Source organism: Clostridium collagenovorans DSM 3089 (assembly GCF_900130005.1).
GTDB lineage: Bacteria > Bacillota > Clostridia > Clostridiales > Clostridiaceae > Clostridium_D > Clostridium_D collagenovorans.
Genome location: NZ_FQXP01000020.1, coordinates 1 through 15104, shown reverse-complemented (window position 1 = coordinate 15104; position 15104 = coordinate 1). Strand labels below are relative to the sequence as shown.

At 34.9% G+C, this 15104-nt stretch carries 14 protein-coding genes and 1 other annotated feature; all 14 genes read right to left on the bottom strand.

Going from position 1 to position 15104, the window contains the following annotated elements; all coding sequences use genetic code 11:
• Positions 1–148: 148 nt before the first annotated feature.
• Positions 149–2218, bottom strand: a complete 2070-nt coding sequence (fusA, locus tag BUA48_RS15055; RefSeq protein WP_072832868.1) for an elongation factor G — start codon at positions 2216–2218, stop codon at positions 149–151.
• A gap of 80 nt (positions 2219–2298) precedes the next feature.
• Positions 2299–2769, bottom strand: a complete 471-nt coding sequence (gene rpsG / locus BUA48_RS15050; RefSeq protein ID WP_072832867.1) for a 30S ribosomal protein S7 — start codon at positions 2767–2769, stop codon at positions 2299–2301.
• A 195-nt stretch (positions 2770–2964) separates the two neighbouring features.
• A complete protein-coding gene (rpsL, locus tag BUA48_RS15045; RefSeq protein ID WP_072832866.1) occupies positions 2965–3345 on the bottom strand; it encodes a 30S ribosomal protein S12 in 381 nt (126 codons plus the stop codon).
• 143 nt (positions 3346–3488) lie between these two features.
• Entirely contained in the window at positions 3489–3740 is a 252-nt protein-coding gene (locus BUA48_RS15040) for a ribosomal L7Ae/L30e/S12e/Gadd45 family protein (protein WP_072832865.1), read from the bottom strand.
• A gap of 133 nt (positions 3741–3873) precedes the next feature.
• Positions 3874–7401 carry a DNA-directed RNA polymerase subunit beta' gene (gene rpoC / locus BUA48_RS15035; protein ID WP_072832864.1) on the bottom strand — a complete coding sequence of 1176 codons (3528 nt, stop codon included), beginning with the start codon at positions 7399–7401 and terminating at the stop codon, positions 3874–3876.
• Between the two features lie 20 nt (positions 7402–7421).
• Entirely contained in the window at positions 7422–11183 is a 3762-nt protein-coding gene (rpoB, locus tag BUA48_RS15030; protein WP_072832863.1) for a DNA-directed RNA polymerase subunit beta, read from the bottom strand.
• 283 nt (positions 11184–11466) lie between these two features.
• A complete protein-coding gene (gene rplL / locus BUA48_RS15025) occupies positions 11467–11832 on the bottom strand; it encodes a 50S ribosomal protein L7/L12 (protein WP_072832862.1) in 366 nt (121 codons plus the stop codon).
• Positions 11833–11863: 31 nt separating this feature from the next.
• Positions 11864–12370 carry a 50S ribosomal protein L10 gene (gene rplJ / locus BUA48_RS15020; protein WP_072832861.1) on the bottom strand — a complete coding sequence of 169 codons (507 nt, stop codon included), beginning with the start codon at positions 12368–12370 and terminating at the stop codon, positions 11864–11866.
• Positions 12371–12402: 32 nt separating this feature from the next.
• Positions 12403–12530: a sequence feature (ribosomal protein L10 leader region), on the bottom strand.
• Between the two features lie 60 nt (positions 12531–12590).
• A complete protein-coding gene (gene rplA / locus BUA48_RS15015) occupies positions 12591–13289 on the bottom strand; it encodes a 50S ribosomal protein L1 (protein WP_072832860.1) in 699 nt (232 codons plus the stop codon).
• A 64-nt stretch (positions 13290–13353) separates the two neighbouring features.
• Positions 13354–13779, bottom strand: a complete 426-nt coding sequence (rplK, locus tag BUA48_RS15010; RefSeq protein WP_072832859.1) for a 50S ribosomal protein L11 — start codon at positions 13777–13779, stop codon at positions 13354–13356.
• 79 nt (positions 13780–13858) lie between these two features.
• Entirely contained in the window at positions 13859–14386 is a 528-nt protein-coding gene (nusG, locus tag BUA48_RS15005) for a transcription termination/antitermination protein NusG (protein WP_072832858.1), read from the bottom strand.
• A 43-nt stretch (positions 14387–14429) separates the two neighbouring features.
• Positions 14430–14654 carry a preprotein translocase subunit SecE gene (gene secE, locus BUA48_RS15000; protein ID WP_072832857.1) on the bottom strand — a complete coding sequence of 75 codons (225 nt, stop codon included), beginning with the start codon at positions 14652–14654 and terminating at the stop codon, positions 14430–14432.
• 35 nt (positions 14655–14689) lie between these two features.
• Positions 14690–14839 carry a 50S ribosomal protein L33 gene (rpmG, locus tag BUA48_RS14995; RefSeq protein ID WP_072832856.1) on the bottom strand — a complete coding sequence of 50 codons (150 nt, stop codon included), beginning with the start codon at positions 14837–14839 and terminating at the stop codon, positions 14690–14692.
• 189 nt (positions 14840–15028) lie between these two features.
• Positions 15029–15104: EF-Tu C-terminal domain-related protein (locus BUA48_RS15430; protein WP_479723202.1), on the bottom strand; the 76-nt coding region annotated here is incomplete at its 5' end.

Below are 15104 nucleotides of genomic sequence, written 5' to 3'. Positions count from 1 at the left end.
ATGTTGTTTTACCGTGGTCTACGTGTCCTATTGTTCCAATATTAACGTGTGGTTTATTTCTTTCAAATTTAGCTTTTGACATTATAATAGCCTCCCTTATTTATAAATTCCTATATTAAAAATAAATTTAGCTTTATTAGCTATTTAATTATTTTTGTTTGCTTGCAGCGATTTCTTCCATAATACTCTTTGGTACTGGTTCGTAAGCAGCGAATTCCATGCTGTAGTTACCTCTACCTTGAGTTTTTGATCTTAAGCCTGTAGCGTAACCAAACATTTCAGATAATGGTACCATTGCTCTGATAATTTGTGCTCCAGCTTGTGGATCCATTCCTTCAATTCTACCTCTTCTTGAGTTAACGTCACCCATAACGTCTCCCATGTACTCTTCTGGTACAACTATTTCAACCCTCATAATAGGCTCAAGTAGTATTGGGTTTGCTTTAGCCATTGCATTTTTGAATGCCATAGATCCAGCAATTTTGAACGCCATTTCTGATGAGTCAACATCGTGATAAGAACCATCAACTAATCTAACTTTGAAGTTAATAACTGGGTAACCAGAAACAACCCCGCTTTGACAAGCTTCTTTAATACCGTTTTCGATTGGTCCTACGTATTCCTTAGGAACAACCCCTCCAACGATAGCGTTTTCAAATAGGAATTCTCCATCATATGGTTCCATTTCGATAACACAGTGTCCGTATTGTCCACGTCCACCAGATTGTCTAACAAACTTACCTTCAGCCTTAACAGCTTTGTTGATAGTTTCTTTGTAAGCAACTTGTGGCTTACCAACATTACACTCAACTTTGAACTCTCTTTGTAATCTATCAACGATGATTTCTAAGTGAAGCTCACCCATACCAGCGATGATTGTTTGACCTGTTTCAGTATTTGTGTAAGTTTTGAATGTTGGATCTTCTTCTGCTAATTTAGCAAGAGCTATACCCATCTTCTCAGTACCAGCTTTTGTCTTAGGCTCGATAGCTACAGAAATAACTGGTTCTGGGAATTCCATGTTTTCTAATATTACTGGTGAATCGTCTGAACATAAAGTGTCACCAGTTGTTGTATTCTTAAGACCTATAACAGCTCCTAAATCACCAGCTCTTAGTTCTTCAACGTCCTCTTTGTGATTTGAGTGCATTTTAACAAGTCTTCCGATTCTTTCTTTTCTACCTTTTGTAGAGTTTAACACGTATGTACCACTTGTCATGATTCCTGAGTAAACTCTTGTAAATGCTAACTTACCAATGAATGGGTCAGTAGCGATTTTGAATGCTAATGCTGATAATGGAACTTCATCAGAAGCTTCTCTTATGATGTCCTCACCTGTTTCAGCATCAACACCAGTGATTGCAGGTATATCTAATGGTGAAGGTAATAATTCAACTGATGCATCGATCATCATTTGAACACCTTTGTTTTTGTAAGAAGATCCACATATAACTGGTACTATTTCATTAGCACAAACAGCTTTTCTTAAAGCAGCTTTTAATTCTTCTAGAGTTATTTCTTCACCTTCTAGGTATTTCATCATTAACTCTTCGTCAGTTTCAGCTATTGCTTCAACCATAGCAGCTCTGTACTCTTCAGCCATATCAGTCATATCTGCTGGTACATCTTGCTCTTCAAATTGAGTTCCGTCTTCGTTTAAGTATACCTCAGCTTTATTTTTTAATAAATCTATGATACCTACAAAACTATCTTCTTTACCTATTGGTAATTGAATTGGAACTGCATTTGCATGTAATCTTTCTCTCATCATATTTACTGCTCTGTAGAAGTCAGCACCTAAGATATCCATTTTATTTACATAAGCAATTCTTGGAACTTTATATTTGTCTGCCTGTCTCCATACTGTTTCAGATTGAGGTTCAACCCCACCCTTTGCACAGAATACACATACAGCACCATCAAGAACTCTTAGAGATCTTTCAACTTCAACTGTAAAATCTACGTGTCCTGGTGTGTCTATGATATTTATAACATGACCCTTCCATTGACAAGTTGTTGCAGCAGAAGTAATAGTGATACCTCTCTCTTGCTCTTGAACCATCCAGTCCATTGTAGCAGCACCTTCATGAGTTTCTCCTAATTTATGAGTTCTACCTGTGTAGTATAGGATACGCTCTGTTGTTGTAGTTTTACCAGCATCAATGTGTGCCATGATACCGATATTACGGAATTTTTCTAATGGAAATTGTCTAGCCACTATTTCTTCCTCCTCTCAATATTCAATTAATAAATTTGACAAAACTGTTTTGGGGTTTACCCAAAACAGTTTTATATATCTTAGTATCTATAGTGAGCGAATGCCTTGTTAGCTTCAGCCATCTTATGAGTATCTTCTCTCTTTTTAACTGCAGCACCTGTATTATTAGATGCATCTAATAATTCAGCAGCAAGTTTTTGGCTCATGCCTCTTTCGCCTCTTTTTTTACTAGCTATTAATAACCATCTAATAGCTAATGTCTGTCTTCTCTCAGGTCTAACTTCGATTGGAACTTGGTAGTTTGCTCCACCTATTCTTCTAGCTTTAACCTCTAGTAAAGGCATAACATTATTCATAGCAGCCTCAAAAACCTCGATTGCTTCTTTACCTGACTTCTCAGCCATTATAGCGAATGCATCATAACAAATTTTTTGAGCTGTTCCTTTTTTACCATCTAACATAATAGCATTAACAAATTTAGTAACAACTATGCTGTTGTACATTGGATCTGCTAAAATTTCTCTTTTTTGAATTTTTCCTTTTCTTGGCACTTTACTTCCCTCCTTAAACATTTCATTTTAAATCACAGGTACTCGATACTTGAAAATATCGCAAAGTGTCATGTAAAGTTTTATCTCTACCTAACCTCTGCCTTTTAATAATTTCAAATAACTTGCAACTAAGTCTTGAATTTATTAACATTATGTATATAAATGTAACGCTACAGCATTTAATTTAACCGGAAACTATTTTTTAGCCTTTGGCTTTTTAGTACCGTATTTAGATCTACTTTGTTGTCTATCGTTAACACCTGCTGCATCTAACGCACCTCTAACGATGTGGTATCTTACCCCTGGAAGGTCCTTAACTCTTCCACCTCTTATAAGAACAACACTGTGCTCTTGTAAGTTGTGTCCTTCACCTGGAATGTAAGCAGTAACTTCGTATCCATTTGTAAGTCTTACTCTCGCAACTTTTCTTAAAGCTGAGTTTGGTTTCTTAGGAGTAGTTGTTTTTACTACTGTACAAACTCCTCTTCTTTGTGGACATTCTGTTAATGCTGCTGATTTTGATTTAGATGGCATTGTATTTCTACCTTTTCTAACTAACTGGTTAATTGTTGGCATTCTTACACCTCCTCTAAGTACTATGAATAAATTTTAAAAGTCTAACTTTTAATTGTGTAAACCGACATTAATCACTTTACTAACTTGAAACAAATAATTGTTTCAAATGCTGTTAACATTTTTTTGATATAGCTATTTAAACATTACTGCTTAAATAACAGAGCTGCTGCAGCTCCTACATCTATACCACAAAGTTCACCTAATTCTTTCATTGTAGCCACTCTTTGGACCTCAATATTTAATTCTTCTGTTACCTTAAGCAAAGAAGAAAGAACACTGTTTTCCGCATCATCTGCTACATATACAATAATTTCTTCATCACCACAAAGTCCCTTAAGTGTCTTTATTGTTTGTTTAACACCTATTACTTTATGATTTTTCAATTCATTGAACATAATTCTAGCCCCCTAAAGAGTAAATTATGTTTTATATTATCAATTTGTTGTGAAACACATTTAGTATTTCACAACAAATTGTATTTTATCATTTAATATTAACCATGTCAATAAATTATATGACATTAAACTCTTACTCTGCTACTTCTTCTGTCTCTTGTGGTTTATTCTCAGTATTGATTTTCAAGGTTCTATATCGAGTCATACCTGTTCCTGCTGGTATTAACTTACCAAGAATAACATTTTCTTTTAATCCAAGTAATGGATCTATCTTACCTTTTATCGCTGCTTCTGTAAGAACTCTAGTAGTTTCTTGGAATGATGCAGCTGATAAGAATGAGTCTGTAGCTAGGGCTGCTTTAGTTATACCAAGCAAGTTTATAATACCTTCTGCTGGCTCTCCACCTTTTTCTACAGCTTTTCTATTCTCTTCGTTAAATTCGAATAAATCAACTAATGCACCTGGTAATAGTGTAGTATCCCCTGACTCTTCTATTTTTGTTTTTCTAGTCATTTGTCTTACTACTACTTCAAGATGTTTATCGTTGATATCAACCCCTTGCAGTCTATAAACTTTTTGTACTTCTGATAATAAGTAGTGTTTAACACCTTCAACACCTTTGATTCTAATTATATCATGTGGGTTAACAGAACCTTGAGTGATTTCATCCCCAGCTTCTACTCTTGACCCATTAGATACTTTTAATCTTGAACCAAATGGTATATCATAGCTATATTCTTCTCCACCATCAGTAGTTACAACAACGACTCTCTTCTTCTTAGTTTCTTCAACTCTAACTGAACCTGTAACTTCACTTACAATTGCAAGACCTTTTGGTTTTCTAGCTTCAAATAACTCTTCAACCCTTGGAAGACCTTGAGTTATATCGGCCCCTGCAACCCCACCTGTGTGGAATGTTCTCATTGTAAGCTGCGTACCTGGCTCACCTATAGATTGAGCAGCTATTATACCAACAGCTTCACCAATGTTAATTTCTTCACCTGTTGCCATGTTCATACCATAACATCTAGAACATACACCAAACTTAGATTTACACGTGAATACTGATCTTATTCTAGCTTCTTTAACACCTAATTTTTCAATTAGAGATGCTGTTTCAACATCCATATATGTGTTTTTCTCAACTATTATTTCACCTGTTTGTGGATTTAAGATATCCTCTGCTGAGTATCTTCCAGTAAGTCTTTCTGTTAAGCTTTCGATTAATTCGTTTCCTTCCTTAATCTCTCTTACTAGATATCCTTCTATAGCTCCACAATCTTCTTCTCTTATTATAACGTCTTGGCTTACGTCAACAAGTCTTCTTGTTAAGTATCCTGAGTCAGCTGTTTTAAGAGCTGTATCGGCGTTACCTTTTCTTGCTCCATGAGTAGACATGAAGTATTCAAGTACGTCTAGACCCTCTCTGAATGATGATCTAATAGGAAGCTCTATGATTTTACCAGATGGACTCGCCATAAGTCCTCTCATACCAGCAAGCTGTTTGATCTGGCTCTTAGATCCCCTCGCACCGGAGTCCGCCATCATGAAGATTGGATTGAATTTATCAAAGCTATCCATTAAGGCATCAGCAACATCTTCTGTTGTCTTAGTCCATTTTTCAATAACTTTTTCATATCTTTCATCTTCAGATATTAGTCCTCTTCTATACATTTTTTCAATTTTATCAACAGTAGCATCTGCATCTGCAAGTAATTCTTTTTTAGCATCAGGAACTATCATATCAGATGCAGCAACTGTTATAGCTCCAACACTTGAATAGTGATATCCTGTTTCTTTTATTTTATCTAGCATTATTGAAGTTTCACTTGGACCATACTTTAAGTAACACTTATCAATAATTTTACCTAGATTTTTCTTACTTACCAAGAAATCAACTTCTAATTTGAATTCATTTTCTGGTAATTCTCTATCTATAAAGCCTAAATCTTGAGGTATAGATTCATTGAATATTATCTTACCTGGTGTAGTTTGAATAATACCAGTTCTTTCTACTCCATCAACGATTTTTCTCATTCTAACATTTACTCTAGCATGTATGTTTATATCTTTACATTGATATGCCATAAGTACTTCAGCTGGAGATGAGAAGTTTCTTCCCTCACCTAAAGCACCTTCTTTATCCATAGTTAAATAGTATGAACCAAGAACCATATCCTGTGTAGGTACACATACTGGCTTTCCGTCAGATGGTTTTAAAATATTATGTGCTGCAAGCATTAAGAATCTAGCTTCTGCTTGTGCTTCAACAGATAAAGGTACGTGAACAGCCATTTGGTCTCCATCGAAGTCCGCATTATATGCTGTACACACAAGTGGGTGTAGCTTAATTGCTCTACCTTCAACTAAAATTGGTTGGAAGGCTTGAATACCTAATCTGTGTAGAGTAGGCGCACGGTTAAGCATAACCGGATGATCTTGAATAACCTCTTCAAGTACATCCCATACTTGATCCTCTATTCTCTCTACCGCTCTCTTAGCACTTTTTATATTGTGAGAAATTCCTTTCTCAACTAAAGCCTTCATAACAAATGGTTTAAATAGTTCTAAAGCCATTTCCTTTGGAAGCCCACATTGGTACATTTTTAATTCTGGACCAACAACTATAACAGAACGTCCTGAGTAGTCAACACGCTTACCAAGTAAGTTTTGTCTAAATCTTCCTTGCTTACCTTTAAGCATATCAGATAATGACTTAAGTGGTCTGTTTCCTGGACCAGTAACTGGTCTACCTCTTCTACCGTTATCAATTAAAGCATCCACTGCTTCTTGAAGCATTCTCTTTTCATTTCTAACGATGATATCAGGAGCGCCTAAAGCTAGTAACTTTTTAAGTCTGTTATTTCTGTTGATAACTCTTCTATATAAATCATTTAAGTCAGATGTAGCAAATCTTCCACCATCTAATTGAACCATTGGTCTTAAATCTGGCGGTATAACTGGTATTACATCAATTATCATCCACTCAGGTTTATTGTTGGACTGTCTAAATGACTCAACAACCTCTAGTCTTCTAATAGTTCTGATTCTCTTTTGACCTGTATTATCCTTTAATTCTTCCTTTAACTCAGCTGATAAAGATTCTAGGTCTATATCACTTAATATTTCCTTTATAGCTTCAGCACCTATTCCAGCGACAAATGAATCATAGCCATATTTATCTACAGCTTCTCTGTATTCTTTTTCGCTTAATAATTGTTTCTTTGTTAAAGGTGTTTCTTTTGGATCTAAAACAATATAAGAAGCAAAATATAATATCTTCTCTAATGATCTAGGAGACATATCTAAAATTAATCCCATACGTGACGGAATACCTTTAAAGTACCATATATGAGATACTGGAGCTGCAAGCTCTATGTGACCCATTCTTTCACGTCTAACTTTAGATTTTGTAACCTCAACACCACATCTATCACATACTATGCCTTTATATCTAACTCTTTTGTATTTACCACAATGACATTCCCAGTCTTTCATAGGACCAAAGATCTTTTCACAGAATAACCCGTCCCTCTCTGGTTTTAATGTTCTATAGTTAATTGTTTCAGGTTTTTTTACTTCGCCTCTTGACCATTCCCTAATTTGTTCAGGTGAAGCTAATCCTATTTGTATAGCGTCAAAATTATTTAATTCAAACAAGGGTGCATCCTCCCTTCACATTAGTGTTCATCATCTATATTGTTTAACTCATCTATATCGCTGCCGAAGCCCTCTAAAGATAAGTCATCCTCATACTCAATATCTTCAATATTTTCAATATCTTCTTCAACTTCTTCAACTTCTTCAACTTCTTCTGTTTCAACTTCTTCCAACTCATCAACAATACTTAATTCAACATTCTCTTCTGTTGGAATATTAAATGTTTCATCTTCATTCCCAGCGATATTTACTTCTAAATCTTCCAAGTCCTCATCAACGAATTCTTTTAATTTTATTTCGCCATAAGTCTCATCAAGAACCTTAACATTTAAGCATAATGCTTGAAGTTCTTTAATAAGTACCTTGAATGATTCTGGAACTCCTGGTTCTGGTATATTTTCACCCTTAACAATAGCTTCATAAGTCTTAACTCTTCCTACAACGTCATCTGACTTAACAGTTAAGATTTCTTGAAGTGTATAAGCTGCACCATAAGCCTCAAGAGCCCAAACCTCCATCTCACCAAATCTCTGACCACCAAATTGTGCTTTACCACCTAATGGCTGTTGAGTTACTAGTGAATATGGACCAGTTGATCTTGCGTGAATCTTATCATCTACCAAGTGGTGAAGTTTTAAGATATACATTATACCAACTGTTACTCTATTATCAAATGCTTCTCCTGTTCTTCCATCGTATAGAACAGTTTTACCGTCAGCATTGTATCCAGCCTTTTCTAGATGTTCTTCTATATCCTCTTCAGTAGCACCATCAAATACTGGAGTAGCTATATGCCATCCTAATTGACTAGCTGCCCATCCTAAGTGAACCTCAAGTACCTGACCGATGTTCATACGAGATGGAACCCCTAGAGGGTTTAAGCATATTTGAAGAGCTCTTCCGTCTGGTAAGAATGGCATATCTTCAACAGGAAGAACTCTAGAGATAACCCCTTTGTTTCCGTGTCTACCGGCCATTTTATCACCAACAGATATTTTTCTCTTCTCTGCTATATAACATCTAACTAATTTATTTACTCCTGGTGGAAGTTCATCACCATTTTCTCTTGTGAATACTTTTACATCTACTATTATACCAGTAGCACCATGAGGAACTCTTAAAGAAGTATCTCTTACTTCTCTAGCCTTTTCACCAAAGATAGCTCTTAATAATCTTTCTTCAGCAGTAAGCTCTGTTTCTCCCTTTGGAGTAACTTTACCTACAAGAATATCACCAGCTCTTACCTCTGCACCGATTCTGATTATTCCACGCTCATCTAAATCTTTAAGCGCATCATCACCAACGTTTGGTATATCTCTTGTGATTTCTTCAGGCCCTAGCTTAGTATCTCTAGCTTCTGCTTCATATTCTTCTATATGAATAGATGTAAATATATCATCACGTACAAGTTCTTCAGATACTAACATAGCATCCTCATAGTTATAACCTTCCCAAGTTATAAATCCTATACGTATATTCTTACCTAATGCTATTTCTCCAAGATCAGTAGATGGTCCATCTGCTAAAACTGTACCAGCCTCTACTATTTCTCCTTTTGAGACTAAAGGTCTTTGATTTATACAAGTACCTTGGTTAGATCTCTTAAACTTAAGAAGTTTATAAGTATCTATAACACCATTTGAAGTTCTCTTAACCTTAACTTCATTAGCACTTACATAAATAACTTCTCCTGCATACTTTGATTTAGGTAATACCCCTGAATCTACAGCAGCTTTATTTTCAATTCCTGTACCTACTATAGGTGAACTTGGTTTTAATAATGGAACTGCCTGACGTTGCATGTTTGATCCCATTAGGGCACGTGTTGCGTCATCGTTCTCAAGGAATGGTATCATAGCTGTAGCTACAGATACAATCTGTCTTGGAGATACGTCCATTAAATCAACTTCTGTGTTTGGTACAATTAATACTTCTTCTCTATCTCTAACAGTTACTTTTTTATCTATAAAGTATCCATTTTCATCTAAAGGTTCATTAGCTTGAGCAACTAGATATCCATCTTCTTCATCAGCTGTGAAGTATTTTATTTCCTCAGTTACTCTACCATCTTTAACAACTCTATAAGCTGTTTCCATAAATCCAAATTCATTAACTTTAGCATATGTAGCTAATGAGTTAATTAATCCGATGTTTGGTCCCTCTGGAGTCTCGATAGGACACATTCTTCCATAGTGAGAATGGTGAACGTCTCTTACTTCGAAACCAGCTCTTTCTCTTGAAAGACCTCCAGGTCCAAGAGCAGATAATCTTCTCTTATGAGTTAACTCAGATAATGGATTTGTTTGATCCATGAACTGCGATAACTGTGAACTACCAAAGAATTCTTTAATAGCTGCTGTAACAGGTCTTATATTAATTAATCCTTGAGGATGTATTCCCTCTTGGTCTTGAATTGTCATTCTTTCTCTAACAACTCTTTCCATTCTTGAAAGACCTATTCTATATTGGTTTTGTAATAATTCACCTACAGATCTTAATCTTCTGTTTCCTAAGTGGTCTATATCATCATTTTCACCAATATTGTACGCTAAGCCAATTTCATAACTAATAGTAGCATATATATCATCTTTTATTATATGTTTAGGTATTAGTTTGCTAATGTTTTTAAGAATTTCTTCTTTAATAGTTTCTTCATCTGAGTAGTTATCTAATATAGCTTTAAGAGTTGGATAGTGAACCATCTCTCTTATATTTAAATCTGTGATATCAAACTCAACTTGTTCATTTATATCTACAAAATTATTTCCTATTACTCTTATTTTCTTATCTTCAACTAATACATCAACACTATTGATACCAGCATTTTGGATTTGACTTGCTTGCTCTCTAGTGATTTTAGCTCCAGCTTCAACAATTATCTCACCTGTTTTAGGGTTGATAATATTATCTACTGAAATTTGGTTAGCAATTCTTAATGATAAAGCTAACTTCTTATTAAATTTATATCTACCAACTTTTGATAAATCATATCTCTTAGGATCAAAGAATAATGCATCTATTAAAGACTTAGCACTATCAACTGTTGGTGGTTCACCTGGTCTTAGTCTCTTATAGATTTCTAGTAATCCTTCTTCTTCTGTTTTAGTATTGTCTTTTTCCATAGTAGCGCTTAATCTTTCTTCTTCACCAAAGAAGTTTATGATTTCTGCGTCACTTCCATAACCCATAGCTCTTGCTAAAATCGTTATAGGTAATTTTCTAGTTTTGTCTATTCTTACATACATTATGCTATTAGAATCAGTTTCAAATTCTAGCCATGCCCCTCTATTAGGGATTATTGTAGCAGAGAATAGTTGCTTACCTGTTTTATCAACAGTGTGGTTGTAATATGCCCCTGGTGATCTAACTAATTGGCTTACTATAACCCTCTCAGCACCATTAATTACAAATGTACCTTGTTCAGTCATTAAAGGTATATCACCCATAAAGACTTCTTGTTCTTTAATTTCACCAGTTTCATTGTTACGTAATCTAACCTTTACTTTTAGTGGTGCTGCATAAGTAGCGTCTCTATCTTTGCATTCTTCCACGGAATATTTGTAGTTATCTTCTTCTAGAGTATAATCTACAAATTCAAGTACTAGGTTGCCAGTATAATCTTGGATAGGATTTATATCGTCAAATACTTCCTTAAGCCCTTCTTCTAAAAACCACTTGTATGAATTTAGTTGGACTTCGATTAAGTTTGGCATTGTTGTAACTTCTTTAACTTTAGAAAAGCTCATTCTGGTTCTTTTACCAACTTGGACAGGATGTACCATCAGCTTTCACTCCTTGCTTAAAGTAAAAATAGGCAAAGGGAGCACTTTTTGTGCACACTCAATGCATACTTATCTACTCTTTATTGTATCCAATATTATGAAAATAATTCAATATTACCATTTATATCATAATATTGTTTTTTTGAAATAATCCGTACTTTATTAAATCAATGCAATTATTTATATTATCACAATAGTGCTTTTGTGTCAAACCTTTAATTTTAAAAAAGGGCACTTTCTTTTGAAAAGTGCCCTTGTATTTGGCCTATTGATTAAATAGAAACTATTTTAATTCAACGCTAGCTCCAACTTCTTCAAGTTGTGCTTTCATTTTTTCAGCTTCTTCTTTAGCTATGCCTTCTTTTAATGTCTTAGGAGCTCCATCAACTATATCCTTAGCTTCTTTTAATCCTAATCCTGTTAATTCTCTAACAACTTTAATAACTTTGATCTTTTGAGAACCAGCGCTAGCTAATACTACTTCAAATTCGCTCTTCTCTTCTGCTGCAGCACCTGCAACAGCTCCACCTGCAACAGCAACAGGAGCAGCAGCGCTTACTCCAAATTCCTCTTCACAAGCAGTTACTAATTCGTTTAATTCCATAACTGACATTTCTTTTATAGCTTGAATGATATCTTCTCTTGTCATTTTAAGTACACCTCCAAATTATTAGTCAGGCCTATTCTGCTGACTCACTCTCTTTTTTCTCTTTTATTGCGTTTAATAAGTATGCTAAATTAGATAATGGCGCTTTGAAGCTTCCAAGAAGTTTTGCAAGTAACACTTCTTTTGATGGAATAGCTGCAAGTTTTTTAACCTTATCAAGATCGTAAACTTCGCCTTGAACTAAACCTGCTTTAAGCTCTAATTTTTTATGATCTTTAGCAAAATCATTTAAAACTCTAGCTGGTGCAGTAGGATCGTCGTAGCTGATAGCCATAGATACTGGTCCTTTTAAGAACTCATCTAAACCTTCGATTCCTATTTCTTTAAGTGCAAGTATTGCTAAAGTGTTTTTGTATACTTTGTATTCAACACCTGCTTCTCTTAATTTCTTTCTTAATTCTGTATCTTCTTCAACATTAAGCCCTTGATAGTCTGCAAGGATTACAGCTTGAGCTTTCTCTAGCTTGCTTTTAATCTCTTGAACTTTAGCTTCTTTTAATTCTCTGTTTTTGCTTAACACTGTGTGTCCACCTCCTCACAGTTTATTTTGCTATATAAAAATCAAAGCCTCTCCGCAGACATACGAAGAGACCATTACTATCAACAAGTATGGAAACCTCGGTAGGCGAATCATCTTACGCTTTCGCACCTACTGTCTACGGAATACTTTAAATATTTATTTTCTTGATAATTATTCACAACATGACATATTATATCATGGTTGTGCATATTAGTCAATACTATTCTAAAACTTTTATTGGATTAACTTTTGCTCCAGGCCCCATTGTGCTAGAAACTGATACTGATTTAAGGTATTGCCCCTTAGCAGCAGCTGGTTTAGCCTTAATTAAAGCTTCCATTAATACTTTAAAGTTATCTTGTAACTTTTCAGCACCAAATGATTTTTTACCGATTGGTACGTGAACGATAGAAGTTTTGTCAACTCTATATTCAACTTTACCAGCTTTAATTTCAGCAATAGCTTTAGCTACATCAAATGTAACTGTACCTGATTTTGGGTTTGGCATTAATCCTTTAGGTCCTAAAACTCTACCTATTCTACCAACTAATCCCATCATGTCTGGTGTTGCAACAGCTATGTCGAAGTCGAACCAGTTTTCTTTTTGAATCTTTTCAACTAATTCTTCTGCTCCTACAAAATCTGCTCCAGCAGCTTCTGCTTCTTTAGCTTTGTCACCTTTAGCAAAAACTAAAACTTTAACAGTTTTACCTGTTCCGTGAGGAAGTACAACAGCTCCTCTTACTTGTTGGTCTGCATGTCTTGGGTCTACCCCTAATCTTACTGCTAATTCAATAGTTTCATCAAATTTAGCTTTAGATGTTTTTACAGCAAGCTCAATAGCTTCTACTGGTGTATATAAAGTGTGCTTATCAACAAGCTTAGCACTTTCTATGTAATTCTTACCTCTTTTTGGCATAATAACATCCTCCTTTGTGGTATTAACGGTTACTACCTCCCACTTTTCTACCTAAGAATAATAACTATTCTACTACTTCAACACCCATACTTCTTGCAGTTCCAGCGATCATGCTCATTGCAGTCTCAACTGAAGCAGCGTTTAAGTCTGGCATCTTTAACTCAGCAATTTCTTTAACTTGAGCCATAGTGATCTTAGCAACTTTCTTTCTGTTTGGTTCTGCTGAACCACTCTCTAATCCTGCTGCTTTCTTAATTAATACTGCAGCTGGTGGAGTTTTTAAAATAAAGCTGAATGATCTATCTTGGTAAACAGTGATTACAACCGGAATAATCATACCTGCTTGATTAGCAGTCTTTGCATTGAATTCCTTTGTAAACGCCATTATATTAACACCGTGTTGTCCTAAAGCTGGACCAACCGGTGGAGCTGGTGTAGCCTTTCCAGCTGGAAGCTGAAGTTTTATCATTCCTGTAACTTTTTTAGCCATGAGTTTACACCTCCTAAATTGTGGTTATGCGGATTATTAATCCTCCCACTTATTAAGACAATTAGTCTTAAATAAGCAATTAATCTATTATTTTTATTTGATTAAAATCAAGTTCAGCAGGTGTTTCCCTACCAAACATATTAACTAACGCTGAAACTTTGCGTCTATCTACATAAATCTCTTGGATTAATGCAACGCAATCTTTTAATGCACCAGAGATTATCTGTACATTATCTCCTACCTCAAAATCTAACTCTATGCCATTTTCAACAATACCCATAGACTCAACTTCTTCTTCTGTAAGAGGTACTGGTTTAGATCCTGGCCCGACAAATCCTGTTACCCCTCTAGTATTTCTAACTACATACCAAGAGTCATCTGTCATAATCATTTTAATCATAACATACCCTGGGAATAATTTTTTCAAAGTAACCTTTTGTTTGCCGTCTTCTTTTATCTCCACTTGTTCTTCCATAGGAACTTGAATGTCGTGGATGAAGCCGTGTAAATTCCTGTTCTCTACAACTTTTTCGATATTGGCTTTAACCTTATTTTCATACCCGGAATATGTATGAACAACATACCATCTTATATTATCATCATTCATAACTAAAGGGACTTATAACTCAACTGTCCCTACCTCCTTTAAACTATCTAAAAATAATTTTAAAAATATTATTGAACCCTAAATCCAAAAGACCTACAAGGATCATATACATTACACAAAAACCAATTACCGCAGTTGCAGTCTTTTTAACGTCTTTCTTTGGGGGCCATGTAATTCTTTTAAACTCAGCCTTAAGCCCTCTAAAAAAATTTAACATACCTTTATCACTAGAGGCATCTACTGCTTTAACTTTCCCATTAACAGCCATATTATTCACATCCCCAACTTAAAATGAACGCTATATTATTTTGTTTCTTTATGAAGTGTATGCTTGTGACAGAATTTACAATACTTGTTCATTTCAATTCTCTCAGGATCGTTCTTCTTGTTCTTCATAGTGTTGTAATTTCTTTGTTTGCAATCTGAACATGCTAAAGTTACTCTTACTCTCACCTTATGACACCTCCTAGCTTATAAATAAAACTTTAAAAGCTTTATCACTTAAATTAATTTATCATAACTTATATTACATGTCAACTAAACAGTGTTTTATTTCTGTAGTTAATATATGTAATTTACTTTCAAGAGGACTGGGGGTACCAGTCCTACTCAAAAGATATATATCATAAAAACGAATTACAATTACTCAGTTATTGTAGTAACAACTCCTGAACCAACTGTTCTTCCACCTTCTCTGATAGCGAATCTTAATCCTTCT

Bases quoted from the DNA above. Each gene is read 5' to 3' on its own strand.
- rplA (WP_072832860.1), bottom strand. From the start codon at position 13,289: ATGCCAAAAAGAGGTAAGAATTACATAGAAAGTGCTAAGCTTGTTGAT.
- BUA48_RS15040 (WP_072832865.1), bottom strand. From the start codon at position 3,740: ATGTTCAATGAATTGAAAAATCATAAAGTAATAGGTGTTAAACAAACA.
- secE (WP_072832857.1), bottom strand. From the start codon at position 14,654: ATGGCTGTTAATGGGAAAGTTAAAGCAGTAGATGCCTCTAGTGATAAA.
- rpsL (WP_072832866.1), bottom strand. From the start codon at position 3,345: ATGCCAACAATTAACCAGTTAGTTAGAAAAGGTAGAAATACAATGCCA.
- rplK (WP_072832859.1), bottom strand. From the start codon at position 13,779: ATGGCTAAAAAAGTTACAGGAATGATAAAACTTCAGCTTCCAGCTGGA.
- nusG (WP_072832858.1), bottom strand. From the start codon at position 14,386: ATGAATGATGATAATATAAGATGGTATGTTGTTCATACATATTCCGGG.
- rpoB (WP_072832863.1), bottom strand. From the start codon at position 11,183: ATGGTACATCCTGTCCAAGTTGGTAAAAGAACCAGAATGAGCTTTTCT.
- rplL (WP_072832862.1), bottom strand. From the start codon at position 11,832: ATGACAAGAGAAGATATCATTCAAGCTATAAAAGAAATGTCAGTTATG.